General features: G+C 66.4%; 20 protein-coding genes and 1 pseudogene. 14 read left to right on the top strand and 7 right to left on the bottom strand.

What is annotated here, in order from left to right:
* Positions 1–26: 26 nt before the first annotated feature.
* Positions 27–281 carry a hypothetical protein gene (locus J7367_RS12555; protein WP_022560147.1) on the bottom strand — a complete coding sequence of 85 codons (255 nt, stop codon included), beginning with the start codon at positions 279–281 and terminating at the stop codon, positions 27–29.
* Positions 282–382: 101 nt separating this feature from the next.
* Between J7367_RS12555 and J7367_RS12550 the strand changes: the two are divergent.
* Both J7367_RS12550 and aceK read left to right on the top strand, forming a co-directional pair.
* Positions 383–1325, top strand: a pseudogene (locus tag J7367_RS12550) (LysR substrate-binding domain-containing protein).
* Positions 1322–3061 (top strand): bifunctional isocitrate dehydrogenase kinase/phosphatase, encoded by a 1740-nt coding sequence (gene aceK / locus J7367_RS12545; RefSeq protein WP_057658615.1) that lies wholly within the window; start codon positions 1322–1324, stop codon positions 3059–3061. The pseudogene J7367_RS12550 and the gene aceK overlap by 4 nt, the downstream one beginning before the upstream one ends.
* 142 nt (positions 3062–3203) lie before the next feature.
* Here aceK and rho read toward each other — a convergent pair whose 3' ends face one another.
* Together rho and trxA are read right to left on the bottom strand one after the other, a co-directional pair.
* The gene (gene rho, locus J7367_RS12540; RefSeq protein ID WP_057658613.1) at positions 3204–5072 is read right to left on the bottom strand and encodes a transcription termination factor Rho; all 1869 of its coding nucleotides are present in this window, start codon (positions 5070–5072) and stop codon (positions 3204–3206) included.
* 216 nt (positions 5073–5288) lie between these two features.
* On the bottom strand, positions 5289–5630 hold the full coding sequence (gene trxA / locus J7367_RS12535) for a thioredoxin TrxA (RefSeq protein ID WP_005923050.1): 342 nt from the start codon (positions 5628–5630) through the stop codon (positions 5289–5291).
* Positions 5631–5828: 198 nt separating this feature from the next.
* On the opposite strand from trxA, the gene rhlB reads away from it, so the two are divergent.
* The 6 genes from rhlB to rpoH all read left to right on the top strand — a co-directional run bounded on the left by rhlB (position 5829) and on the right by rpoH (position 11897).
* The gene (gene rhlB / locus J7367_RS12530; RefSeq protein WP_057658611.1) at positions 5829–7541 is read left to right on the top strand and encodes an ATP-dependent RNA helicase RhlB; all 1713 of its coding nucleotides are present in this window, start codon (positions 5829–5831) and stop codon (positions 7539–7541) included.
* Between the two features lie 75 nt (positions 7542–7616).
* A complete protein-coding gene (gene ftsE, locus J7367_RS12525; protein ID WP_003484499.1) occupies positions 7617–8303 on the top strand; it encodes a cell division ATP-binding protein FtsE in 687 nt (228 codons plus the stop codon).
* Complete coding sequence (gene ftsX / locus J7367_RS12520) at positions 8300–9250, top strand: permease-like cell division protein FtsX (protein WP_007966623.1); 951 nt, start codon at positions 8300–8302, stop codon at positions 9248–9250. The genes ftsE and ftsX overlap by 4 nt, the downstream gene beginning before the upstream one ends.
* Positions 9251–9258: 8 nt before the next feature.
* A complete protein-coding gene (locus tag J7367_RS12515) occupies positions 9259–10101 on the top strand; it encodes a response regulator (RefSeq protein WP_005927293.1) in 843 nt (280 codons plus the stop codon).
* Positions 10098–10823: a uracil-DNA glycosylase gene (gene ung / locus J7367_RS12510; RefSeq protein ID WP_007966625.1), complete on the top strand. Its 726-nt coding sequence runs from the start codon at positions 10098–10100 to the stop codon at positions 10821–10823. Before J7367_RS12515 ends, ung begins: the two co-directional genes overlap by 4 nt.
* Positions 10824–11021: 198 nt before the next feature.
* Complete coding sequence (gene rpoH / locus J7367_RS12505; protein ID WP_005911428.1) at positions 11022–11897, top strand: RNA polymerase sigma factor RpoH; 876 nt, start codon at positions 11022–11024, stop codon at positions 11895–11897.
* Between the two features lie 401 nt (positions 11898–12298).
* Here the strand turns inward: rpoH and J7367_RS12500 are convergent, their stop codons facing one another.
* Both J7367_RS12500 and J7367_RS12495 read right to left on the bottom strand, forming a co-directional pair.
* Positions 12299–12913, bottom strand: coding sequence for a trimeric intracellular cation channel family protein (locus J7367_RS12500; RefSeq protein ID WP_057658609.1), 615 nt, complete (start codon positions 12911–12913; stop codon positions 12299–12301).
* Positions 12914–12965: 52 nt separating this feature from the next.
* Complete coding sequence (locus J7367_RS12495) at positions 12966–14258, bottom strand: NAD(P)/FAD-dependent oxidoreductase (protein WP_007966631.1); 1293 nt, start codon at positions 14256–14258, stop codon at positions 12966–12968.
* 118 nt (positions 14259–14376) lie between these two features.
* Here J7367_RS12495 and J7367_RS12490 point away from each other — a divergent pair, with 118 nt between their 5' ends.
* The 3 genes from J7367_RS12490 to J7367_RS12480 are packed head-to-tail and all read left to right on the top strand — an operon-like array spanning position 14377 to position 16381.
* Positions 14377–14919, top strand: a complete 543-nt coding sequence (locus J7367_RS12490) for a hypothetical protein (protein ID WP_057658606.1) — start codon at positions 14377–14379, stop codon at positions 14917–14919.
* Positions 14916–15728, top strand: coding sequence for an NYN domain-containing protein (locus J7367_RS12485; protein WP_007966633.1), 813 nt, complete (start codon positions 14916–14918; stop codon positions 15726–15728). Before J7367_RS12490 ends, J7367_RS12485 begins: the two co-directional genes overlap by 4 nt.
* Positions 15729–15757: 29 nt before the next feature.
* Complete coding sequence (locus J7367_RS12480; RefSeq protein WP_272491599.1) at positions 15758–16381, top strand: glutathione S-transferase; 624 nt, start codon at positions 15758–15760, stop codon at positions 16379–16381.
* A 161-nt stretch (positions 16382–16542) separates the two neighbouring features.
* On the opposite strand, the gene J7367_RS12475 is transcribed toward J7367_RS12480, so the two are convergent.
* Positions 16543–18765: a primosomal protein N' gene (locus tag J7367_RS12475; RefSeq protein WP_057658601.1), complete on the bottom strand. Its 2223-nt coding sequence runs from the start codon at positions 18763–18765 to the stop codon at positions 16543–16545.
* 469 nt (positions 18766–19234) lie between these two features.
* Here J7367_RS12475 and J7367_RS12470 point away from each other — a divergent pair, with 469 nt between their 5' ends.
* On the top strand, positions 19235–20269 hold the full coding sequence (locus J7367_RS12470; protein WP_022560134.1) for a hypothetical protein: 1035 nt from the start codon (positions 19235–19237) through the stop codon (positions 20267–20269).
* A complete protein-coding gene (locus J7367_RS12465) occupies positions 20253–20855 on the top strand; it encodes a DUF3106 domain-containing protein (protein ID WP_033481335.1) in 603 nt (200 codons plus the stop codon). Before J7367_RS12470 ends, J7367_RS12465 begins: the two co-directional genes overlap by 17 nt.
* A 187-nt stretch (positions 20856–21042) precedes the next feature.
* On the opposite strand, the gene J7367_RS12460 is transcribed toward J7367_RS12465, so the two are convergent.
* Positions 21043–22209 carry a DUF3667 domain-containing protein gene (locus J7367_RS12460; protein ID WP_057658599.1) on the bottom strand — a complete coding sequence of 389 codons (1167 nt, stop codon included), beginning with the start codon at positions 22207–22209 and terminating at the stop codon, positions 21043–21045.
* 271 nt (positions 22210–22480) lie between these two features.
* Here J7367_RS12460 and J7367_RS12455 point away from each other — a divergent pair, with 271 nt between their 5' ends.
* The gene (locus J7367_RS12455; RefSeq protein WP_057658598.1) at positions 22481–23857 is read left to right on the top strand and encodes an MATE family efflux transporter; all 1377 of its coding nucleotides are present in this window, start codon (positions 22481–22483) and stop codon (positions 23855–23857) included.
* The last annotated feature ends 79 nt before the right edge of the window (positions 23858–23936 follow it).

The raw sequence follows: 23936 nt of genomic DNA, 5'->3' as shown, positions 1-23936 counted from the left end.
TCTCGCAAGAGACGGGCCTTGTCGTTTCAGCGAAACGGCGATAATGCCGTCACGCCACGCAGCAGGCGTCGGCTGAGCCGCGCCATGCGTCGCTCGCGCCGGGTAGGCCGATCAGTCATCGTCTGCACGTTTGGCTGTGGCGGCACGGCAGATCCAAGCGATTCCATTGAGGTGTGCCGTTGCATCGCCTCCACTGCCGTGTCCGGTTCCGCCAGACGCTGGGCCAGCGCCACATCGGCAATGTGGCCGTGCTGAAACAACAGTTCGCTAAAGATGCGCATGACCCACCTCCACTTGAGTGGAATCCACAGTAGGCGCAGGCTAGGGGACGTAAAAGCGAGGCTTTTACAAGTGAGTATTGAATTCCATTCAAGGGTTGGCCATGTCGCGTCCGCCGCTTCACGCATTGCAAGGCTTCGTCAGCGCGGTACGCCTGGGCAACCTGTCGCGCGCTGCTGGCGCGATGCATCTGACCGTCAGCGCACTTAGTCATCAGATGCGCGCGCTCGAACAACGGCTGGGATATCCGCTGCTGCAACGGCATGCGCGCGGCGTCACCGCCACGCCGCAGGGCCAGCAACTGCTCGACCGCATCGCATCTGGACGCCATCGCCGAGGCGTTCGAGCCCTTCGGTGCGCGTCGCGAAGACACCCTGACGCTGAGTCTCACGCCGTCGATGGCATCGGCCTGGCTGGTGCCGCGCCTGGGCGAATTTCTGGCAATTCATCCCACCATCGAAATCAACCTGCTGTCGAGCGAGCGACTGGTGGATTTCGAACGCCAGCAGCAAGTGGATGCCGCCATGCGTATCGGCGCCGGGCAATGGCCTGGCGTCATCGCCGAGCCCTTGTTCGACGAATGGCTGGTGCCCATGGCTAGCCCGGCCCTGATCGCCCGCATGGGCGGCGTGGAGGCGCCACCATTGCATCAGTGGCCATTGCTGGGCGACCCGGATGACGCCTGGTCGCGCTGGTTTGCGGCGTTCGGCGGCGATGTGCCGCGACGCTATGTCGCCGTGCTCGACGAATCGGAGGCACACCATCGTGCCGCCCTGGATGGCGTCGGCGTTGCACTGGGGCGCGTGACGCGTGCGCGTCTGTTGCTGGCGTCCGGCCAGCTGGTGGCGTTGTCCACGCAACGGCTCAAGACCAGTTGGTCGCATTACCTGGTGTATCCGCCGCGTTCCAGCACCCATGGCGGGTTTCTCGCGTTTCGCACCTGGCTACAGGGCCAGGCGCGCGAACACGCCGCGCATGCGCAGCAGGCGACCGCCACGCCATTGGCCGCGCGCCGCCGCAAACGCTCCGGGACACTGCCGCCATGAACCATCCATCGTTGCCTCCACAATCCGAGCGCCGCGCGCTGGCGATCGCCCAGGCCGTGTACGAAGCGTTCGAGGACTATCACGCGCGCTTTTCCGAAATCACCGCGCGCGCCAAACAGCGGTTCGAAACACGCGACTGGAGCGGCGCGCGCGAAGACGCAGTGGCGCGCATCGCGCTTTACGACCACTACATCGCCGAATGCATGTTGCGTCTGCGCGCAGTACTGCTGGGTCAGGCGCACGACCGCGCGCTATGGATGCGTGCGCGCGATCATTACGCTGCGTTGCTGAGCGGGTTGATCGATCAGGAGCTGTACAAGACGTTCTACAATACCCTGACCCGGCGCTACTTCGGTACCCACGGCGTCGATGCCGACATCGAATTCATCGCCCTGGATATCGAACCGACCGACGCCATCACCGTGCCGGTTGCGCGCCACACCTACGCCGTCTCGCCCGGCCGCTTGACCGACATGCTGGTGCGGGTGCTGGGCGACTACGCGTTCGCCGTGCCGTATGCGCACCGCACCCGTTGCGCGGCTGCCATTGCGGTGCGTCTGCTGGACGACCTTGCGCATTGGGGCGAACATCCGGTGCGCAGCGTGGAATTGCTGGAGACGGTGTTCTATCGCGAGCGGCGTGCGTATCTGGTCGGACGCGTGTTCGGCGAACATCGCTTTTCGCCATGCGTGATCGCGCTGATCAACGCCGCCGCCGGCCTGCGCGCCGAAGCGGTGCTGACCCGGCGCAGCGATGTCGCGCAATTGTTCAGCAACTCGCGCAGCTATTTTCAAGCCGACCTGTCCACTGTCGGCGATGCGGTGGTGTTCCTGCGCAGCCTGCTCACCCATAAGCCGGTCGATGAGCTATACACAATGCTGGGTCGCGCCAAGCAGGGCAAGACCGAGCGTTACCGCACGTTTTTCAGCCATTTTCAGGCACATCCGTCCGAACAGCTGGTGCACGCCGATGGCACCCCCGGCATGGTCATGGTGGTCTTTACGCTGCCCAGTTATCCGCTGGTCTTCAAACTCATTCGCGACCGCTTTGCGTATCCCAAAACCATGAGCCGCGCGCAGGTGGAGGGTAAGTACGAATTGGTCTTCCAGCTCGACCGCATCGGCCGCCTGCTCGACGCACAGCCGTATCGCTTCCTGCGTTTCCCCAAGGCGCGTTTTTCGCCGACGCTGCTGCAAGAGCTGCAGACCAGCTGCGCGATGAGCCTGAGCGAAGACGGCGACGATGTCCTGATCGCACTGTGCTATGTGCAGCGCCGGTTGCGCCCGTTGAATTTGTACCTGCGCGAACAATTGCCCGAAGCCGCGCATGCAGCAGCGCTGGACTACGGCCAGGCCATCAAGGACATGGCGCGCAACAACATCTTTCCCGGCGACATGTTGCTGAAGAATTTCGGCATTACCCGCCATCAGCGCGCGGTGTTCTACGACTATGACGAGCTGTGCCTGATCACCGAATGCAACTTCCGCGATTGGCCGACGCCCACTACCTACGAAGAACAGATGGCCGCAGAACCCTGGTTCCATGTCGGCCCGCGCGACGTCTTTCCCGAGCGCTTCGCCTTGTTCATGGGCCTGCCCTCCTCGCAGCTGGAAGCGGTCAAGCACCAGCACCCGGAACTGTTCGACCCACGCTGGTGGCGCGACCTGCAGAGCCGGCTTCGCGAAGACGATTATCCCGACACCCCGCCATATGCGGAGTCGCGCAGGCTCGCCTGACGGGTCCTTCGGCATCGTCCAGTCCGCCGAATGTCCACCGAAATGGGCATCGTCGATGCTCGTTGTCGCTGTACGTACGGCAGCGTGCCCACAAAAAAGCCCCGCAATGCGGGGCTTTTTTGTCTCGATAAACCGACTGAACTCAGCGCTTCATCGAACTGAAGAACTCGTCGTTGGACTTGGTGGTCTTCATCTTGTCCAACAGGAATTCCATTGCTGCGATTTCGTCCATCGGGTGCAGCAGCTTGCGCAGGATCCAGATCTTCTGCAGCAACTCCGGTTCGATCAGCAGATCTTCGCGACGCGTGCCCGAACGGTTGATGTCGATCGCCGGGTACACGCGCTTTTCGGTGATGCGACGGTTCAGATGCACTTCGCTGTTGCCGGTGCCCTTGAACTCTTCGTAGATCACCTCGTCCATCTTGCTGCCGGTTTCCACCAGCGCCGTGGCGATGATGGTCAGCGAGCCGCCTTCTTCCACGTTACGCGCCGCGCCGAAGAAGCGCTTCGGGCGGTGCAACGCATTGGCGTCCACACCGCCGGTGAGCACCTTGCCGGAGCTGGGCACCACGTTGTTGTAGGCGCGCGCCAGGCGGGTGATGGAGTCCAGCAGGATCACCACGTCCTTCTTGTGCTCGACCAGGCGCTTGGCCCGCTCGATCACCATCTCGGCGACCTGCACGTGACGCGCAGCCGGCTCGTCGAACGTGGAGGAGATGACTTCGCCGCGCACGGTGCGCTGCATTTCGGTCACTTCTTCCGGGCGCTCGTCGATGAGCAGCACGATCATGTGCACTTCGGGGTGATTGGTGGTGATGGCCGTGGCCACCTGCTGCATCATCATCGTCTTACCGGCCTTGGGCGGGGAGACGATCAGCGCACGCTGACCCTTGCCCTGCGGTGCCATCAGATCCAGGATGCGGCCGGTGATGTCCTCGGTGGAGCCATCGCCACGCTCCAGACGGAAGCGGCGGCGCGGGAACAGCGGGGTCAGGTTCTCGAACAGGACCTTGTTCTTGCTCGCTTCCAGCGGCTCGCCATTGATGGTGTCGACGATCGACAGCGCGAAATAGCGTTCGCCGTCCTTCGGGAAGCGGATGCGGCCGGAGAGGTGGTCGCCGGTACGCAGGTTGAAGCGGCGGATTTGGCTGGGCGAAATATAGGTATCGTCCGGGCCGGCCAGGTAGCTGGCTTCTGCCGCACGCAGGAAACCGAAGCCGTCGGGCAGGATTTCCAGCACGCCGTCGGCGGCAACGCCTTCACCATGACGGGTCAGCACCTTCAGAAGGGCGAAGATCACGTCCTGCTTGCGCGCACGCGCCACGCCTTCCTGGATATTGAGCTGGTCGGCGATATCCAGCAGCTTCTGCGCCGGCATGCGCTTGAGGTCGCTCAGCGAATACACCGGAAAACCTTCCGGTACGGCCGGATGCGGACGCGCGACGAACGGCTCGTTGTTGCCGTCGGACGAGGGCATGCCGCTGTCGTTGCCGAAGCGGTCGCGCGGGCCGCGGTCGCGGCGGTTGCGGAACCGGTCGCGGCGATTGCCCTGCTGGTTCTGGCCTTGCTGGTTTTGTCCCTGACCCTGACCGCCCTGGCCTTGCTGATTCTGGCCGGCGTTCTGGTTCTGGTTCTGGCCCTGTGCCTGACCCTGCTGCTGACCTTGACCCTGGTTCTGCTGTTGCTGCGCCTGATTGAAGCGCTGCTGCTGCGACTGGCCGCCCTCGCGGGGCTCGCCGTGGGTGTCGCTGCCGTGGCTGGCGCTGGGCGCCTGACCGGCCTGGGCGCCATCGCTGGACGTCTGCGCCGGTGCCGGATCGGCAGCGCGCGACGGTGCCTGCGGGGCACGGGGTGCTTCGGGTGCGGGACTGGCGGGCAAGGGCAGGTTGGGCTGCTGTGCGCCAGCCTCTTCAGTGGCGGCGGCGGTCTTGCTCACGCGCGGCTTGCGCACGCGCTTCTCGACGGGAGCGTCGACGCTGCTCCCGGTATCGGAGGAAGGATGATCGGACAAGTGCGTGATTCCTCGCTAAGGTGCGAGCGCCCAACTAGGGGGCGAACTGGTGGTAGATGGGAGTCTAGAAGAGGTTCTAGAGGGGTGCGGCGGCGCACGAACGTGTGCCGGACCGACTGACACTATCACCGCCGCGCGTTACCGCGCAAGCGTCTTGCCGGGCACGATTTAACTGCCGGCGCATCATCGGGCGCCCATTGCTGGACGCCCGCTTGCTCAGGCGGCCGCGCCACCCAGGGTCTTGTCGATCATCTGGGTCAGCTGGCCCTTGCCGACGGCACCGATCTGGGTCGCCTGCACCTGCCCGTCCTTGAACAGCAACAGCATCGGGATCGAGCGCACGTGGTACTTGATGGCCAGCGCACGGTTCTGGTCCACATTGACCTTGGCAACCTTGAGGCGGCCCTGATAGGTGTCGGCCAGATCGTCCAGCACCGGGGCGATCATCTTGCACGGGCCGCACCACTCGGCCCAGAAATCCACCAGAACCGGTTCGCCCGATTGCAGTACAGCTGTGTCGAAGTCGGCATCGCCGACATGTTGAACCTTATCGCTCACCTTGGGTCTCCTGGAAACCAAAACGGCCCACCCGAACGGGCAGGCCGCTACATTGCGCTAAACTGGGGCATTGCGCGACTGAATCAAGTGTCAGTCCTGAAGCCGCGCTGTCCGCCACAACAGTCGCAGTTTGCGACGCTGTCGGCATCGATGCAAGCCGCGCCCGGGCTGCCCAGGGCGCCTCACGAAGACGGAATAATGAGCGACAAACCGCTGACCGATGTGACCTTTTCCTCGTTCGACCTGCATCCGGCCTTGATCGCCGGGCTGGAGAGCGCCGGGTTTACCCGCTGTACCCCGATCCAGGCGCTGACCTTGCCGGTCGCGCTGCCGGGCGGCGATGTCGCCGGCCAGGCCCAGACCGGTACCGGCAAGACCTTGGCGTTTCTGGTCGCGGTGATGAATCGGCTGCTGATCCGCCCGGCCCTGGCCGACCGCAAGCCGGAAGACCCGCGCGCGCTGATCCTGGCGCCGACCCGCGAGCTGGCGATCCAGATTCACAAGGACGCAGTGAAGTTCGGCGCCGACCTTGGCCTGCGCTTTGCGCTGGTCTATGGCGGGGTGGATTACGACAAGCAGCGCGAGCTGTTGCAGCAGGGCGTGGACGTGATCATCGCCACCCCGGGCCGTCTGATCGACTACGTCAAACAGCACAAGGTGGTCTCGCTGCACGCCTGCGAGATCTGCGTGCTGGACGAAGCCGACCGCATGTTCGACCTGGGCTTCATCAAGGACATCCGCTTCCTGCTGCGGCGCATGCCCGAGCGCGGTACCCGGCAGACGTTGTTGTTCTCGGCCACGCTCAGCCACCGCGTGCTGGAGCTGGCCTACGAGCACATGAACGAGCCGGAGAAGCTCGTCGTCGAAACCGAAAGCATCACCGCCGCGCGGGTGCGCCAGCGCATCTATTTTCCGTCCGACGAAGAGAAGCAGACGCTACTGTTGGGCTTGCTGTCGCGCAGCGAAGGCGCGCGCACCATGGTGTTCGTCAACACCAAGGCCTTCGTGGAGCGCGTGGCGCGCACCCTGGAGCGGCATGGCTACCGGGTCGGCGTGCTGTCGGGCGATGTGCCGCAGAAGAAGCGCGAGTCGCTGCTCAACCGCTTCCAGAAAGGCCAGCTCGAAATCCTGGTCGCCACCGACGTGGCCGCGCGCGGTCTGCATATCGACGGCGTCAAATACGTCTACAACTACGACCTGCCATTCGACGCCGAAGACTACGTCCATCGCATCGGCCGCACCGCGCGTCTGGGCGAGGAAGGCGATGCGATCAGCTTCGCCTGCGAACGCTATGCGATGAGCCTGCCGGACATCGAGGCCTACATCGAGCAGAAGATTCCGGTCGAGCCGGTGACGTCCGAATTGCTGACGCCGCTGCCGCGCGCGCCACGCGTGCCGGTGGTAGGCGAAGAGGCCGACGAGGACGCTGGTGACAGCGTGGGCACGATCTTCCGCGAGGCGCGCGAGCAGCGTGCCGCCGAAGAACAGCGTCGCGGTGGTGGGCGCGGTGGCCCGGGCGGGTCGCGCAGCGGCAGTGGCGGTGGTCGCCGCGATGGCGCCGGTGCCGATGGCAAGCCGCGTCCGCGTCGCAAGCCACGGGTGGAAGGCCAAGCGCCTGCAGCTGCGGCGTCGACCGAACATCCGGTGGCTGCAGCAGCGGCACAGGCGCCTTCCGCGGGCGTGGCCGATGCCGAGCGCGCACCACGCAAGCGTCGGCGTCGTCGTAACGGTCGTCCGGTCGAGGGTGCCGAGCCGGCAGTGGCATCCACGCCGGTTCCCGCACCTGCCGCACCGCGCAAGCCCACCCAGGTGGTTGCCAAGCCGGTGCGTGCCGCCGCCAAGCCGTCGGGCAGCCCGTCGCTGCTCAGCCGGATCGGCCGCCGACTGCGTTCGCTGGTCTCCGGCAACTGACCGTTTGCGGCACTGATCGCATCGCCGCGCATCGGCGATGCGACGCAAGCACTGGCGCTCCGGCATAATCGCTGAATGACCGTTCTGCGTTTCGACAACGTCAGCAAGCACTACGCCGGTGGCCACCAGGCGCTGACCGATGTCAGCTTCGAAGTGGCCGATGGCGAGATGCTGTTCGTGACCGGCCACTCCGGCGCCGGCAAAAGTACCTTGCTCAAACTGATCCACCTCAGCGAACGCCCGAGTCAGGGCGCGGTGCTGCTGGGCGAACGTAACCTGCTCAAGGTGCGTGGCCGGCAGATTCCGCTGCATCGGCGTCAGGTGGGCGCGGTCTATCAGGACCACCGTCTGCTCAACGACCGCAGCATCGCCGAGAACGTGGCCTTGCCGCTGATCTTGCGCGGCACCCGGCGTGCCGAGATCGGCAAACGCGTGCGCTCGGCATTAGAGCGCATCGGTCTGGCCCATCGCGAGAAAGCCCTGCCGTCGCAATTGTCTGCCGGCGAGCAGCAACGCGTTGGCATCGCGCGCGCCATCGTCGGCGAACCGCGGCTGCTGGTGGCCGATGAGCCCACCGGCAATCTCGACCCCGCCCTGGCCGCGGAAATCATGCAGTTGTTCGCCGAACTCCCGGCCCGTGGCACCAGCGTGCTGGTGGTCAGCCACGACCTGGCGCTGCTCAAGCAGATGCGCAAGCGCGTGCTGATCCTGGATCACGGCCGCCTGGTCGACGACATCTCGCCGCAGGACCTGGCCGAATGAGCAAGCCCGCCAATACCGAAACTGTCGCGCCGTCGCGGTTCGGCGTGTGGATCGACCATCACCTGCACAGCATCGCCTTCAGCCTGGGCCGTGCGATGCGCAAGCCGTGGGCCACCTTGTTGACCATCGTGGTGATGGCCCTGGCGCTGGCCCTGCCGTTGGGGCTGTCGATCGCGCTGGACAACGTCAAGCTGCTGGCCGGCAGCGTGCAGCAGTCGCGCGAGATCAATCTGTTCCTGAAGGTCGACGTGGCTGCCGATGCGGCGCAGGCGCTGGCCGGCGAGCTGCGTGCACGCCCGGATGTGGCCAAGGTCACGCTGCGCACGCCCGAACAGGGTTTGGCCGAACTGCGCGAGAGCGCCAAGCTCGATGAAGCGGCCGATGCGCTGGGCGACAATCCGCTGCCCACCTTGTTGATCGTCACTCCCGCCGACGCGACCGACGACGCGCAGCTGGCCGGTGCGCTACAGGCGCTGCCGCAAACCGATCAGGTGCAGCACGACGCGCTGTGGCGCAAGCGCCTGGATGGCTGGTTGCACTTCGGCGAGCGCCTGGTCCAGGTGTTGTCTGCCCTGCTCGGGATCGGTGCGGTGCTGGTGGTCGGCAACACCGTGCGGCTGGACATCCAGTCGCGGCGCGAAGAAATCGGCGTGCTGCAGTTGCTCGGCGCCAGCGATGGCTTCATCCGTCGCCCGTTCTTGTATCTGGGCGCGTGGTACGGGCTCGGCGCCGGTGCTGTCGCGCTCGCTCTGATCGCCGCCTCCGGCCTGGCATTGCGTGCGCCGTTGGCGACATTGGCCGACAGTTACGGCAGTTCTTTTACCCTGCACGGGCTGGATCTGTTGCATTCTGCGCTGGTGCTGGTCGGCACCTTAGTCCTGGGTTGGTTGGGTGCCTGGCTGGTGACCGGCCATTTCCTTCGCCAGACCCGACCTACCGAGACCTGAGGCCTGCCATGCATCCACCAGATCTCAAACACCTGATCAGCGACGCACCGCGCGTGATGGTGGTCGATGGCTCCAAGTTGGTGCGCAAGCTGATTGCCGACGTGCTCAAGCGCGACCTGCCCAATGTGCAGGTGATCGGCTGTTCCAACATTGCCGAAGCGCGTCAGGCGCTGGAAGCCGGCGCGGTGGATCTGGTCACCACCTCGCTGTCGCTGCCCGATGGCGACGGCCTGACCCTGGCGCGCAGCGTGCGCGAAACCGCCGGGCAGGCCTATGTGCCGGTGATCGTGGTCTCCGGCGATGCGCAGCAGCATCTGGTGGAGCGCCGTTTCACCGAGTACGTCACCGATTATTTCGACAAGGCGCTGGGCCATGAAGCCCTGGCGACTTTCATCCGTGGGTACGTGCAGCCCGAGCCGGTGGTGGGCGCGACCGTGCTCTACATCGAAGACAGCCGCGTGGTGGCCGAGGCGACCAAGCGCATGCTCGAACGCCAGAGCCTGAAAGTGGTGCACGTGCTCACCGCCGAAGATGCCTTTGCGCTGCTCACCGCCGAATCGCTGGGCCGCACCGAGCGCCGCATCGACGTGGTGCTGACCGACGTGACGCTGAAGGGCGAGCTCAACGGCCGCGACGTGGTCGAGCGTATCCGCATCGATTTCGCCTACGGCAAGCGCCGCCTGCCGGTGCTGGTGATGACCGGTGACACCAACCCGCGCAATCAGTCCGAATTGCTGCGCGCCGGTGCCAACGATCTGGTGCAAAAACCGATCGAAGAGCGCCTGCTGGTGACCAAGGTGTTGTTCCAGCTGCGCCTGGCACGCCTGGAGGATCAGGCTGTCACGCTATGACTGAAGGGGAAGCACGCATCCAGCTGGAACCGTCGTGGAAGGCAAGAGTGGGCGACTGGCTGCTGCGCCCGCAGATGCAGGAGCTGTCGGCATTCCTGCGCCAGCGCAAGGCGGCCGGGGCGCGGGTGTTTCCGCCCGGCTCGCAGATCTTCGCCGCCTTCGACGCGACACCGTTCGAGCAGGTCAAGGTGGTGATCCTGGGCCAGGACCCGTATCACGGCGAAGGTCAGGCGCATGGGCTGTGCTTCTCGGTACTGCCCGGCGTGCCGGTGCCCCCGTCGCTGCTCAATATCTATAAAGAGATCCAGGACGACCTGGGGATCGCGCGACCGGATCACGGCTACCTGATGCCCTGGGCGCGCCAGGGCGTGCTGCTGCTCAATGCGGTGCTGACGGTGGAGCAGGGACGCGCCGGGGCCCACCAGAACAAGGGGTGGGAAGGCTTCACCGATCATGTGGTGGAAACCCTCAACCGCGAGCGCGAAGGGCTGGTGTTCCTGCTGTGGGGCAGCTATGCGCAGTCAAAGGGCAAGGTCATCGACCAGGCGCGCCACCGGGTCTTGAAGGCGCCGCATCCTTCGCCGCTGTCGGCGCACCGCGGCTTCCTGGGCTGCCAGCATTTCTCAAAGACCAACGACCATTTGCGGCGGCGTGGTCTGAGCCCGATCGATTGGTCGCTGCCACCACTCAGCGCGCTGGACCTCACCTCCGCCGGCGCCTGAACGACGCTCCCGACATCCTGTTGCGCAACCAGTTTGTCACGGTTTGCATAGGGGCTTGGTGGTACGGTAAGCCTCGTGTTTGGGGAGCCGGGCTGTAGAACACCGGTGATGCCAAAAGCCCGAACGTCCTATAAATGGAATGCTGGGAACTCTTTCTGTACCCGGCAGTCCAATAGTTCGACTGCTAAGATGGTGCCTATGAACCAGACTACTTCGACTGCCCTCGTGGCAAACAATCTCCCGATTCCCAGTGCGCTCGGTTCGCTGGACGCCTACATCGGTGCCGTGCACCAGATCCCGGTGCTGTCGGTCGATGAGGAGCAGGATCTGGCCCGTCGCTTCCGCGACGAGCTGGATCTGGACGCGGCGCGCGAACTGGTCCATTCCCACCTGCGTTTCGTGGTGCACGTGGCCCGCGGCTACAACGGCTACGGCCTGCCGCTGGGCGACCTGATCCAGGAAGGCAATATCGGCCTGATGAAGGCGGTCAAGCGTTTCGACCCGGACATGGGTGTGCGCCTGGTCAGCTTTGCGGTGCACTGGATCCGTGCCGAGATGCACGAGTTCATCCTGAAGAACTGGCGCATCGTCAAGGTCGCCACGACCAAGGCGCAGCGCAAGCTGTTCTTCAACCTGCGCAAGTCCAAGACCCGTCTGGGCTGGCTCAATGCGTCGGAAGTGACTGCAGTTGCCAAGGACTTGAACGTCTCCGAGCGTGAAGTGATGGAGATGGAGTCGCGCCTGTCCGGTCGCGATATCGGTTTCGACGCGTCGTCGGACGAAGACGACGATCACGGCCCGCCGTCGCCGGTGAGCTACCTGGTCGCCAATGAAGAAGATCCTTCGCAGGCATACGAGCGTCACGACAGCGAAGACAACCAGCTGCAGCTGCTGCGCGAAGGCATGGCTGGCCTGGACGCGCGCTCGCGCGACATCGTCAAGCGCCGTTGGCTGGATTCCGATTCCAAGGTGACGCTGCAGGAACTGGCAGACGAATACGGCGTGTCGGCCGAGCGTATCCGCCAGATCGAAGCGAATGCGCTGAAGAAGATGAAGGCGCTGTTCGTCGCCTGATCCTGTCGGTCTGCGCGAGTGGTTGCACGGACGGCCCGGTTTTCCGGGCCGTTTGCATGTGTGGTGCTGGCGATGTCTTGATTGCTCAGGCGCGTGGTCGGTGCCCCGATTCCGTCGCGCACGTGGGCATGCATGCCTGGCCGGACGCGGCAACCGCATCGCGTTGCGCTGACACAGATCGCCAGCGAGCTGTGATGGCAGCGCGTGCGATGCGTAACATGAATCTGCCGCTGTTCGTAGCGGTGGCCGTGCGCAGTGAGCGGTCGTCGGATCGGGCATGCGCGGCGTGCTCGCATTCGCAGCCATGCTCTCCGGTCAATGCGGGCCCGGGCCGTGCCTGCGTGGCGGCCACTCAGTGTGTGGCTGGCGGTGTTTGATCGCCACGTACGGCGACCGCTTGGCTATTCCGGCAGGCGTGCGACAGGAAGATGCCAACCGTAGCGGATCGCCATGAAGCGCAGGCCGAAACACACGCCGGCGCCGGTCGCCAGCGACCAGGCCTGCGGCACATCCAGGACGTGCCCGAGCGCGACCAATCCGCCACCGGCAAGCGCAGCGACCGCATACAGTTCGGCCTGCAGCACCACCGGCGTGCGCGCCACCAGCAGATCGCGCGCGATGCCGCCGCCGATGCCGCTGAGCATGCCCAGCAATGTCGCGCTCAACGGGCTGAGGTGATAGTCCAGCGCCTTGCTGGTGCCGTAGACCGCAAACAGCGCCAGTCCGGCCGCATCGAAGATCTGCACCGGATTGCGCAGGCGCTCCACCGCTGCATGCCAATAGAATCCGGCCACGCCGGCCAGGCAGGCCACCAGCAGATACTGCGGCTGCACCAGCGCGGCCGGCGGGGTGGCGCCGATCAGCACATCGCGCACGATGCCGCCGGACACCGCTGCCACACAGGAGAGCACCAGCACGCCGAACAGGTCCAGACGGTTGCGCACCGCCACGGTCGCGCCGCTCAGAGCGAATACGAAGGTGCCGAGCAGATCCAGCAGAAACAGCACAGTTGCCACGATCGGGTCGTCGAATCAGGCCGTACAGCATCGCGCACGGCCTGCGCCGCTGTCATCCGTCCTTGCTGCTGGGCGGAGGATCGTCGGTGGCGCCGCCGAAGATGATGCGCGCGGCGCGCTGGTAGCTCCAGTACGCCATCGCCCAGTTCACCAGCACCACGAACCGGTTGCGGAAGCCGATCAAAAAGTACACGTGCGCAGCCAGCCAGAACCACCAGGCGACGACGCCGGACAGCTTGAGCTTGCCCACATGCACGATGGCGGCCATGCGGCCGATCGTGGCCAGGTTGCCGTAGTCCTGGTAGCGGAACGCCGGCGCGGTCTGGCCGCGATGCCGCGCCCGGATCGCCTTGGCGATGTGCTTGCCCATCTGCTTGGCGGCCGGTGCCACGCCCGGCACCGGGCGGCCGTCCTGCTGCACCGAGGCCAGATCACCGCCGACGAAGATGTCCGGGTGGCCCGGCACGCTGAGGTTGGCTTCGACCAGCACGCGGCCGGCGCGATCCAGCGGCACGCCCAGCGTACGCGCCAGCGGCGAGGCGGCCACGCCGGCGGCCCACACCACGGTGCGCGCCGGTACGAAGGTGTCGCCGAGCTGGTAGCCCAATGCATCGATCTGCGTGACCGGTGTTCCGGTGTGCACCTCCACGCCCAGACGCTCCAACTGCTTGCGCGCCTTGGCGGTGAGATCTTCCGGAAACGAGGGCAGCACGCGCGGACCGGCTTCGACCAGCCGCACGCGCGCCTGCCGCGGGTCGATGTGGCGGAACTCGTTCTTGAGTGTGTGGCGGGCGATTTCGGCCAGAGTGCCGGCCAGTTCGACGCCGGTGGGCCCGCCGCCGACCACTGCGAAGCTCAGCCAGGCGGCGCGTGCGGCAGGGTCGGATTCGGCTTCTGCGCGTTCGAAGGCCAGCAGCAGCTTGCGCCGCAGCACCAGCGCGTCGTACAGCGTTTTCAGGCCAGGGGCGTGTTCGGCCCATTGGTCGTTGCCGAAATAGGCATGGGTGGCGCCGGTGGCCAGCAGCAGCATGTCGTAGCCGAGCGTGCTGCCATCGGCCAACACCACCTCGCGGCGGCCTGGTGCGATATCGGTGACATCGCCGAGCAGTACTTCGACGTTGCGTTGCTCGCGCAGGATGTGCCGCAGCGGCGCGGCGATGTCCGGTGCCGACAGGCCGGCGGTGGCCACCTGATACAGCAGGGGCTGGAACAGGTGGTGGTTCTGACGGTCGACCAGGGTGATGCGGATGCCGGGGTCGTCGAGCGCGCGGGTCGCCCATAAGCCGGCGAATCCGCCGCCAACCACAACCAGATGCAGCGGAGCTTGGGAGGGGAGAGAGGTCATCGTAAGGTCCGATGGAGTGCGACGCGGGCGTATCAGGATGCCGCATCGGCAATGAACATGCCGCGTGAGCGTGGCCCGCCTGCGGCATCATGTCGCATCTCCCGCTTCCGGCCACCCCATGTCGTCGCTCCCGCCGCCGTTGCCGCCGTTGTCGTCTGTGCCGCCCGCTGCACCGTCGCCGGCAGCTGTCGTCAAGAAGCCGCTCAGCAGTGTGGCGATCGGGCTGATTGGCGTGGCGACGTGTGTGGTGCTGTTCGGGATGCTGGTGCTCGGCGCGCTCATCTGGCTGATGTCGATCGGTTGGTCGCTGTTTGCCGATCAGGCGCGCACTGCGCTGCAGGCCGATGCCGTGGTGCAGGAACATATCGGGCACATCCGCGACATGCGGGTGGACCTGTATCGCACCAGTCTGGCCCCTGGTAGCGACGAGTTCGTGTTCGATGTGGAAGGCGATCGCGGCACCGGGCGCGTGCACGCCACCTGGGTCAGCGACGGGGCCGAACGCGAGATCCTGAGTACGGGCGTGCTCACGCTGCGCGATGGCACCGAGTACACATTGCCGGCCGAGACCGACGTGGAGGAGAGTGAGATGGACACCGACACCGACACCGACACCGACACCGACTTCAAGACCGAATCTGCCGAGTCCCTGGAGCAATGAGCATGATCGACAATCCTGACAAACGCATCGCGCTGCTGATCGATGCGGACAATGCGCCAGCCGGCAAGATCGACGTGGTGCTGGCCGAAGTGGCGCGCTACGGCGTGGCCAATGTGCGTCGCGCCTACGGCAACTGGAAGAGTCCGCACCTGAAAGGCTGGGAGGCGGCGTTGCACGACTACGCGATCCGGCCGATCCAGCAATTTGCCTACAGTTCCGGCAAGAACGCCTCGGACATGGCAATGGTGATCGATGCGATGGACCTGTTGTACGCACGCAACCTGGATGGATTTGCGATCGTCTCCAGCGATGCCGATTTCACGCCACTGGTGATGCGCCTGCTCACCGACGGCATGAAGGTCTATGGCTTCGGCGAAAAGAAGACACCGGCGCCGTTCGTCAATGCGTGCTCCAAGTTCACCTATGTCGAGGCGCTCGGGCAACAAGCTGCAGCCGCCAGCGAAACGGCTGCCGATCGCAAGGACGCCACCGCATTACGTCGCGATACGCGTCTGGTCCAAATGCTGCGTAATGCGATCGTCAGCGCCTGCGAAGACGATGGCTGGGCGTTGCTGAGTGCAGTCGGCAAGCAGGTGGCCAACCAGGCCTCGTTCGATCCACGCAACTATGGCTATCGCAAGCTCAGCGATCTGGTGCGCGCGATCGGCTTGTTCGAGATCAGGCAGGACGAACAGGCGTTGTGGGTGCGCGACGCGCCCAAGAGTGACCGCGGCAAACCGGCGCAACCGGCGGCTGCCAAGCGCCCGGCACGTGCGCCGGCCAAACCTGCAGCAGGGGGCCGAGCATGACGCAGGACGCAAACGTGCCCACCGCAGCGATGCCCGCCATGACAATCTGGGGACGGCGCAACTCCAGCAACGTGCGCAAGGTGTTGTGGTGCGCCGAAGAAGCCGGGGTGGCCTATGCCTCGATCGAAGTGGGCGGTGCGTTTGGCGGCAACGACACGCCGGCCTATCGCGCATTGAATCCGAACGGCGTGGTGCCGACCTTGCAGGATGGCGCGCTGGTGTTGTGGGAGTCCAATGCGATCGTGCGCTATCTGGCCGCGCACTATGCGCCGGCGTTGTATCCATATTCGCCGGCCGAGCGCGCGCTCGGCGACCGCTGGATGGACTGGACCACCTCCACGTTCGCCGGGGTATTTCGCGACCTGTTCTGGGGCGTTGTGCGCACGCCGGAGGCCGAGCGCGATCACGCACGCATCGCTGCGGCGTTGACCCAGTCGGGCGAGTTGCTCGCACGTGCCGATGCGGCATTGGCGCAGCAGCCGTACCTGTCCGGCGAACAGTTCGCGATGGGCGATATACCACTGGGCAGCTTCATCTACGCGTGGTTCGAAATGCCGATCGAGCGCCCCGAATTGCCGCATCTGCAGGCGTGGTACCAGCGCCTGCGCGCGCGGCCTGCGTACCAGCGTGGAGTGATGACCGCCTTGACCTGAGGTTGCCACCACCGCGCAGGCCAGCGTGGTGCATCGCAGGCATCGCATCCGCCGGCAGGCAGCTCGCATTGTCGTAGGAGCGCACCTGGGCGCGAGGGCTTTGCCGGTGACGCCTCTCGCGCCCAGGTGCGCTCCTACGACGCGTGGATGGTCTGGCTGCGCTAGTACAGATCGATCGGGTCCACATCCAGCGACCAGCGCACGCGGCGGGCTTGCGGTAGCGCATAGATCGCCGGCAGTTGGGTGTCGAGCAGGCGATGCAAGGCCGAGCGTTGGTGCGCCGACAACAGCAGCTGCGTGCGCTGGAAGCCGGCGCGGCGCGGCATCGGTGCCGGCATCGGGCCGTAGCATTCCACTGCGGCAAACGGCGGTGATTGCGTGCCGGGGTCGGCGCTGGTCAAATCGCGCACCGCCAGCAGGAACTGATTGGCCGCTGCCACATCCTTGGCTTCGGCACGGAACAAGGCCAGATGCGCGAAGGGAGGGAATCCGGCCGCTTCGCGCTGTTGCAGTTCGGCGTCGGCGAAGGCGTGGTAGCCGCCATTGACCAGGGTCTGCAGCAACGGGTGTTCGGGGTGGTGGGTCTGCAACCAGACTTCGCCCGGCCGGTCGGCACGCCCGGCGCGTCCGGCCACCTGGATCAACTGCTGGGCCAGTTTTTCGGCGGCGCGGAAGTCGGCCGAGAACAGGCCTTCGTCGATGCCGACCACCACTACCATGGTCAGCCGCGGCAGGTCGTGGCCCTTGGCCAGAATCTGCGTGCCCACCAGGATGCCGGCGTCGGTGCCGAGCCGGGCGAGCTGGGTTTCCAGTGCATCGCGGCGCTGGGTAGTGCTGCGGTCGATGCGCACCACCGGGACGTCCGGAAACGCCTCGGTCAGGCGTTCTTCCAGCCGTTCGGTGCCGATGCCCTGCGGTTGCAGCGCCAGGCTGGCGCAGGCCGGGCAGGCCAGCGGTGCGGGTTGGCGTGCGCCGCAGTGGTGGCACTGCAGGCGGCGGCCGCCGGCATGCACGGTCATCGGGGTCTGGTGCAGCGGCGTGCTGCAGCGCTGGCAGGCTGCGGTCCAGCCGCAGTCGTGGCAGAGCAGCACCGGCGCATAGCCGCGGCGGTTCTTGAATACCAGGACTTGTTCGCCACGCGCCAGGGTGGTGCCGATACCGGCCAGCACCTCGGGCGACAGGCCGTCCTTGAGCGGGCGCTTGCGCACGTCGAGCACGCGCACGCGTGGCGGACGCGCTTCGCCGGCGCGCCGCGACAGGCGCAGATGCCGGTAGCGGCCGGAATAGGCGTTGTGCAGGCTTTCCAGCGATGGGGTGGCGCTGCCCAGGATCACCGGTACATCCAGCGCCTTGCCACGTACCAGGGCGAAATCGCGCGCGTGATAGCGGATGCCGTCCTGCTGCTTGTAGCTGCCGTCGTGTTCCTCGTCGATCACGATCAGGCCGGCGTTGGGCAGCGGGGTGAACACCGCCGAGCGGGTGCCGACGATCAGCTGTGCCTCGCCGCGCCAGGCCGCCGCCCACACCCGCGCGCGTTCGCCATCGGACAGACCCGAGTGCAGCGCGTGCACCGGCACGCCCAGACGGGTACGGAAGCGACCCAGGGTCTGCGGGGTCAACCCGATCTCCGGCACCAGCACCAGCGCCTGCTTGCCGGCGGCCAGGCAAGCGGCGATCGCCTGCAGGTAGACCTCGGTCTTGCCGCTGCCGGTGACGCCGTCGAGCAGATAGGTGGCAAAGCCACTGTGCGCGCGGATCGCGGCGGCGGCGGCCTGTTGTTCGTCGTTGAGCGGGGGGCCGCTGCCGGGGCGGGGGGGGATGGCGTCGGCCGGCACTGCCACGCGTTCGGCATAGGCGCGCTTGGCTAGGCTGCGCGCGGCCTCGCGCCACTGCGGCAGCAGCCGGTCCAACTGCTCTTCGCCCACTGCGCCGGTCAGCAGCAAGGCCGCCAGCAGGGCGGGTCGGCTGCCCGCGCGCAGGCTGGCGGCACCGCTGCGGCCTGCTTCGGTCAGCTGCCAGGCCCAGGCGTGGGTGTCGGCCAGTGGCTCTCCGCGCCGCAGCGGGCCGGGCAGGGCGCTGGCCTGGGCCTCGCCGAGCGGGGCGTGGGTGTAGCGGGCCAGCCAGTGCAGCGAGCGCGCCAGTTCATCGACCAGCAGCGGGACCTGGTCGCACCACGCCAGTGCCGGGCGCAAGCCGTCGGCCGCGGGCAGTTGCCCGATCTCCACCACAACCCCGACCAGCTCGCGCGGCCCGAACGGCACTCGCACCCGGCAGCCGACGCGCGCCGGGTCGGTCAGCGGCGCATCGGCCGGAGGCAGATAGTCGAACAACTGGGGCAGCGGCACCGGCAAGGCGACGCGCAGGGTGGCGACGGTCGAAGACATCCAACCAGTCTACCCACCCTGTCCAGAGGCTGGCGGCCGAGCCGAATCGGCCCAGATCCACGCCGGGGCAGCGGCCGCGTTTCTGTGACGGAAGTGATAAATACGACGTAAACCTATGTGAGGGTTAAGGAAACAGGTTTATCCACACCGGCTGTGGATAAACCTGTGAATTAGTGTCGTGCTCCACGCTGTGACGATGGATTCACTAGCCTCTGCAACCTCTTGGACATTTTTTAGCCAACGTTCATAAGTCAATAAATTTCAATCACTTAGGCGTGAAACACGATTGCAACAAAGAAAAAACAACAGTTGACAGACGCCTGCGTATCGGCATGTCTGCCGCTGTGCACAACCCGCATCGGCGGCGGGCGCGGCCGATGTGAAGGCGGAGCGGGGCCGAGCCGATCTGTCAAGCCATCGGCGGGGGGGCAATCGCGTCGGTATCATGCCGGCCGATGCTGGAGTTCCCATGACCGTAGTCCCCGACGCCCCCGTGACCCCCGCCGCGCTATCTGCCTTCTTGCGTGGTGTGGAACGCCGGGGGCTGGTGCTCGCGCAATTGCAATGCGGCGATGTGGCCGCCGCCGAGCGCGCCCTTGCAGCGGCCTTGCGCGCCTTCAGCAGCCAGGCGGCAGGTCGGCCGATGGCAGGCTGGCCGATGCGCTTCTGGAGCCTGCTGGCCACCGCGCCACCGCTGCGGCGCGAGCCGATGCCGGGCACGTGGCTGCCCCCATTCACCGCCTTGGGCCGGATGCAGACTGCCGACCGCCTGGCGCTGCTGCTGCGGATCGTGGCCGGGCTGGAAGAAGGCGTGGCCAGCGAGGTGCAAGGCGTCGAAACGGCCGACTACCGGCAGTTGCTGGCGCGTGCCTGCCCGCGCGACGCCGCCGGCAACCCGGATGCCCAGGCCTGGCGGGCCCTGGCCGAGGCGGCGCAAGTGGAACTGCGCGACCTGAGCCCGGCCCAGTTGACCCGGCTGGGCCAGCTCCGTGATTCGGCCCTGGCCGGCATGCCGCTGCAGGCTGCCGCGCCGGCCGAGCCGGCACCGGCGCCGCGTCGCCCAGCCGCCGCGCGCGCGCGGACCCGGCGGCAATGGCAGTGGCCGCAGCTGGATCGCCGCCATGCAGGCATGGCGCTGGGGGTGCTGGCGGTGGCACTGCTGCTGGCGCTGCTGGGCTGGTGGTGGACCCACCGCCGGCCCGCGCTTCCTCCCGAGCCTGTCTCGCAGGCGCCTGCCGGCGTGCTGCACGTGACCGACGCGGCACCGGTACTGGTGGAAGAACTCCCGGCGGCCGATCTGCCGGATGCCGTGGCCGCCCCGGGCCTGGATCCACGCGACCAAGCGATGCTGGCCGACCCGGATCTGGAGCTGGCCCGCGCTGCGGACTTCTATGCCTGGTATGCCGCCGGCCATCCGGTGCCGGTTGATGAATCCGGTGCGCATGCCACCGCGGCCGAGCAGCCTTCCGCCCCTCTGGAGACGGTCGATGATGAAAGCAACTAAGTGGTGCGGCCTGCTGCTCTGCGCGATTGCCGCCGTCGCCGGCGCGCAGCGCTTGCCGACGCCGCTGGAAGAATCCGCCGCTGCGCCGGCCGCGTCCACGTCCGCTGCCGCAGTGCCGGGTACATCGCCCAGCGCCGCGCAGCAGGTCGCGCGCTGGGCGGCGATGACGCCTGCGCAGCAAGCCGAGCTGCGCGCCCGCTACGCTGCCTGGAAGGGTCTGACTGCTACCGACCGGGTGGTGTTGCGCCAGGCACGCGAGCGGCTGCAAGCCTTGCCCGAGGATCAGCAACGCGCGTTGCGCACCCAGTTCGGCGCGATGGATCGCCTGCATCGCGACGGCTGGCGCCTGGGCTCGCAGGTAGGGGCGTTCTATGCCCAGTTGCAGCCGTTGATCGGCTACGTGCCATCTGCCCAGCGCGAGGCCATGCTGGCCGCGCTGCGCAGCCTGGACGCCGGCCAGCTGGAGCAACTGGCGGTGCTGGCGCAGCGCACCCCGCCCCAGGAACGCGACGGCTTGCGCGAGGCCTTCCTGGCCGAAGCGCCGGCCACCCGCAGCACCTGGTTGAAGCGCCAACTGGCGCGTTGATCGCTCGCGCCACCGGTTCGTCGCCGTCAGGGCGCGCAATGCTTTTTAGTGTTGCGCCGGTCACATCGGTTCAAGCGGGAGCCTGTTTCCACACTGCCGCTCCAGACGCCCCACCTCCAAGCCCGGCATCGCTGCGTCGCGCTGCAATGCGGACGTTTCGCGCAACTGTCTGCGTAGATTCGTTGCGTCAAAGGCGCGCCAGACTCGCCACCATCAATAGCGCCGCGGCCACCGTCACCAACACCAGATACACCCCGCTCAGGCCGATGTACTTGAGCACGGTGACCGGCCAGGACTGGGCATACACGCGCCGCTGCATCCACAGCAGATATACCGGCATCCAGACCGTCAGCCCGAACTGCGCAAGTCCGATACTCCAGGTGATCGGGCTGGCGACGTGCGTCAGCGCATCGCTGAGCAGCGACAACAGCAGCTGCGTCAGCAGGTTCAGGCATAGGAAGGCGTGGCTGTACAGCGCCACCACCAGATGCTCCAGATACACCTGCCCGCTGCGCACGTAGAACACCCGCAACAGCAGCGCAAACAGCGGCACCAGCACCAGCAATGCAGACGGTACCGCTGCGAAGAACGCGTTGTAGAGCAGTTGCGGATCGTTGCGCAGCCGCGGCAGGTTGTCGCGGATATGGCGAAGTTGGGTATTGATCCAGCGGTTGGCGAACTGCGGTAGCGCCGCATAGTGCAGTGGGTTGCTCACCGGGCCCCACGGCTTGCCCGTCACCGAAAAGAACGTGCTGTCGCTGTCTGCCTCTGCGGCGGGCACGGCGCTGGTCGGACGCGCGTCGGCCTGCAACTGCGTCAGACGGCGTTGCGCTTGCGCGTTGGCACGCGCAACGCCGGCGTCCATGCTGTCGCGTGCGATGCCGGTCGGCACCGCTGCGCGTGTCTGCGTCAGCGTGTCGACCAATTGCCTGCGTACCGCTTCCACCTGCGCCGGCGTGCGTGCATGTGCGAAATCCTTGGGAACCGTGGTCTGGCTGGTGCCGGGCGCCGGTGCGATATCGCTGTCTGCGTCGGACGCATGCACGGCGATGCGCGCAATAAAGAACGTCAGCAGGCTCAGTACCAGGAACAGCCGCATCGGCGCCACATAACGTACGCGTTGGCCGCCCAGGAAGCGCTGCGCCACGCGTCCGGGCACCAGCAGGTCGCGCAGGGTGCGGAAAATGCGCCCATCCAGATGCCAGAACGATTCGAAGACTTCTTCCACTGCATGGGCGACACTGCGCACCGGGTTGTGCGCGCTTTGCCCGCAGGCGTGGCAGTAAGCCCCATGCAAGGCAGTCGCACAATTTTCGCAGTCCGTGGGATGGTGCGCGTTCGAATGCGGTGACATGAGCCAGGTCCGGTTGGCGAGTCGGGGGAAGGCGCGTTGCGGTCGACCTGATCCCGAAAGACCGGCGTTTGGCGCACGCGTGCAACGGTATCCCGCGCCGGCCCGGTTGCAGCAGCCTTCGCGTTTTTGCCCGCGCGCGCAGCCGCGCAGCGGGCTCTACCCAGCTGCGCGGCAAGGCCGCAGTCGGAAAGTAGGCGTAAGATAGCCGGCCCGCGCGACCCGGTGCCAGCGCCTCCCGGCACGGCCGTAGTCCGCGCAGCGATCGGTTGTCATGTCTGTTTCTTCTGCACCCCCGTCCGCGACGCCAGGCTTCGCCTCGGAAGTGTGCACCACCGGCCTGCTTGCGTTGCCGCTGGTGCTCGGCCACGTTTCCACCGGCCTGATCGGTTTTGTCGACAACGTCATCGCCGGCCACCACGGCACCGCCACGCTGGCTGCAGTCACCATCGGCACCTCGCTGCTGTGGCTGCCGATGCTGGTGCCGATCGGCACCTTGATCTCGTTGACTGCATCGGTCTCGCAATTGCTCGGCGCCGGCCGCGAGCGCGAGATCGGGCCGCTGTTCCGGCAGGCGCTGTGGCTGTCGCTGGGGCTGAGTGCGCTGATGTTCGTGTTCCTGAGCGTGGTGCCGCCGTTGCTGCCTACCTTCGGGATTGCGCCGGATATCGTGCCCGGTGCCACCGCGTTCCTGCACGCGGTGCGCTGGGGGGTGCCCGCACTGACGTTCTACTTCTGCATGCGCTACCTCAGCGAGGGCATGCACTGGACGCTGCCGACCATGCTGCTGGGCTTTGGCGGCTTGCTGGTCCTGGCACCGGTGGGCTATGCGCTGACTTATGGCAAGTTCGGCTTCGCCGAGCACGGTGCCGAAGGGCTGGGCATGGCCTCGGCCATCACCATGTGGGTGCAGGCGAGCGTGTTCGCGCTGTATCTGTGGCGCGCGCGACGGTTTGCGCATCTGCAATTGTTCACTCACCTGGAAGGACCGCGCTGGCGCGCCATCGGCGAGTTGCTACGCACCGGCTTGCCGATCGGCATCACCGTGTTGATGGAAGGCGGGTTGTTCATCGTCACTGCGCTGTTGATCGGCCGGCTGGGCTCCACCGAAGCGGCCGCGCACCAGATTGCGATCAACGTCGCGCAGCTGTGTTTCATGATCCCGATGGGCGTGGCCGAGGCCACCACCGTGCGCGTGGGCCACGCAGTGGGCCGCGGCGAGCCGCAGGCGATGCGGCGCGCAGCCTGGGCCGGCTATGCCATCGTGCTGGGCACGCAAGCGCTATCGGCCAGCGCGCTGCTGCTGGGCCACGATGCCATCGTCGGCGTCTATACCGACGACGTGGCCGTGGCCGCGCTGGCCTCGGTGCTGCTGCTGTTTGCCGCCACGTTCCAGTTTCCCGACGGCATCCAGGTGCTGTCGGCCGGCGCGCTGCGCGGGCTCAAGGACACCCGCGTGCCGATGTTCTTGGCGATGTTTTCGTACTGGGGCGTGGGCATGCCGATCGGCGCCGGGCTCGGCCTGGGGCTGGGCTGGGGACCGAAGGGCATGTGGGTAGGCCTGATCCTGGGCCTGACGGTGGCGTCGATCCTGATGGGGCTGCGCTTTCGCCAGACCAGCCGGCGGCTGACCGCCACCGTGACACCCTGACTTCCAGCGCATCCCGCGCGCGCTGCGCAGCCGGTATGCTGGGCACCATCGATCTGTATGCAGCGTCTTTCGACGGAGC

This window comes from Xanthomonas sp. D-36-1, assembly GCF_017746155.1.
Classification (GTDB): Bacteria; Pseudomonadota; Gammaproteobacteria; order Xanthomonadales; family Xanthomonadaceae; genus Xanthomonas; species Xanthomonas cissicola.
This window is presented reverse-complemented; position numbering and strand designations above follow the sequence as displayed.

Coding starts and splice junctions, on each gene's coding strand:
- rpoH (WP_005911428.1), top strand. CDS start 11,022: ATGAACCAGACTACTTCGACTGCCCTCGTGGCAAACAATCTCCCGATT.
- J7367_RS12485 (WP_007966633.1), top strand. CDS start 14,916: ATGAGCATGATCGACAATCCTGACAAACGCATCGCGCTGCTGATCGAT.
- ftsX (WP_007966623.1), top strand. CDS start 8,300: ATGAGCAAGCCCGCCAATACCGAAACTGTCGCGCCGTCGCGGTTCGGC.
- J7367_RS12470 (WP_022560134.1), top strand. CDS start 19,235: ATGACCGTAGTCCCCGACGCCCCCGTGACCCCCGCCGCGCTATCTGCC.
- J7367_RS12480 (WP_272491599.1), top strand. CDS start 15,758: ATGCCCGCCATGACAATCTGGGGACGGCGCAACTCCAGCAACGTGCGC.
- J7367_RS12490 (WP_057658606.1), top strand. CDS start 14,377: ATGTCGTCGCTCCCGCCGCCGTTGCCGCCGTTGTCGTCTGTGCCGCCC.
- J7367_RS12455 (WP_057658598.1), top strand. CDS start 22,481: ATGTCTGTTTCTTCTGCACCCCCGTCCGCGACGCCAGGCTTCGCCTCG.
- J7367_RS12475 (WP_057658601.1), bottom strand. CDS start 18,765: ATGTCTTCGACCGTCGCCACCCTGCGCGTCGCCTTGCCGGTGCCGCTG.
- rhlB (WP_057658611.1), top strand. CDS start 5,829: ATGAGCGACAAACCGCTGACCGATGTGACCTTTTCCTCGTTCGACCTG.
- aceK (WP_057658615.1), top strand. CDS start 1,322: ATGAACCATCCATCGTTGCCTCCACAATCCGAGCGCCGCGCGCTGGCG.
- J7367_RS12515 (WP_005927293.1), top strand. CDS start 9,259: ATGCATCCACCAGATCTCAAACACCTGATCAGCGACGCACCGCGCGTG.
- J7367_RS12555 (WP_022560147.1), bottom strand. CDS start 281: ATGCGCATCTTTAGCGAACTGTTGTTTCAGCACGGCCACATTGCCGAT.
- J7367_RS12465 (WP_033481335.1), top strand. CDS start 20,253: ATGATGAAAGCAACTAAGTGGTGCGGCCTGCTGCTCTGCGCGATTGCC.
- ung (WP_007966625.1), top strand. CDS start 10,098: ATGACTGAAGGGGAAGCACGCATCCAGCTGGAACCGTCGTGGAAGGCA.
- J7367_RS12460 (WP_057658599.1), bottom strand. CDS start 22,209: ATGTCACCGCATTCGAACGCGCACCATCCCACGGACTGCGAAAATTGT.
- ftsE (WP_003484499.1), top strand. CDS start 7,617: ATGACCGTTCTGCGTTTCGACAACGTCAGCAAGCACTACGCCGGTGGC.
- J7367_RS12495 (WP_007966631.1), bottom strand. CDS start 14,258: ATGACCTCTCTCCCCTCCCAAGCTCCGCTGCATCTGGTTGTGGTTGGC.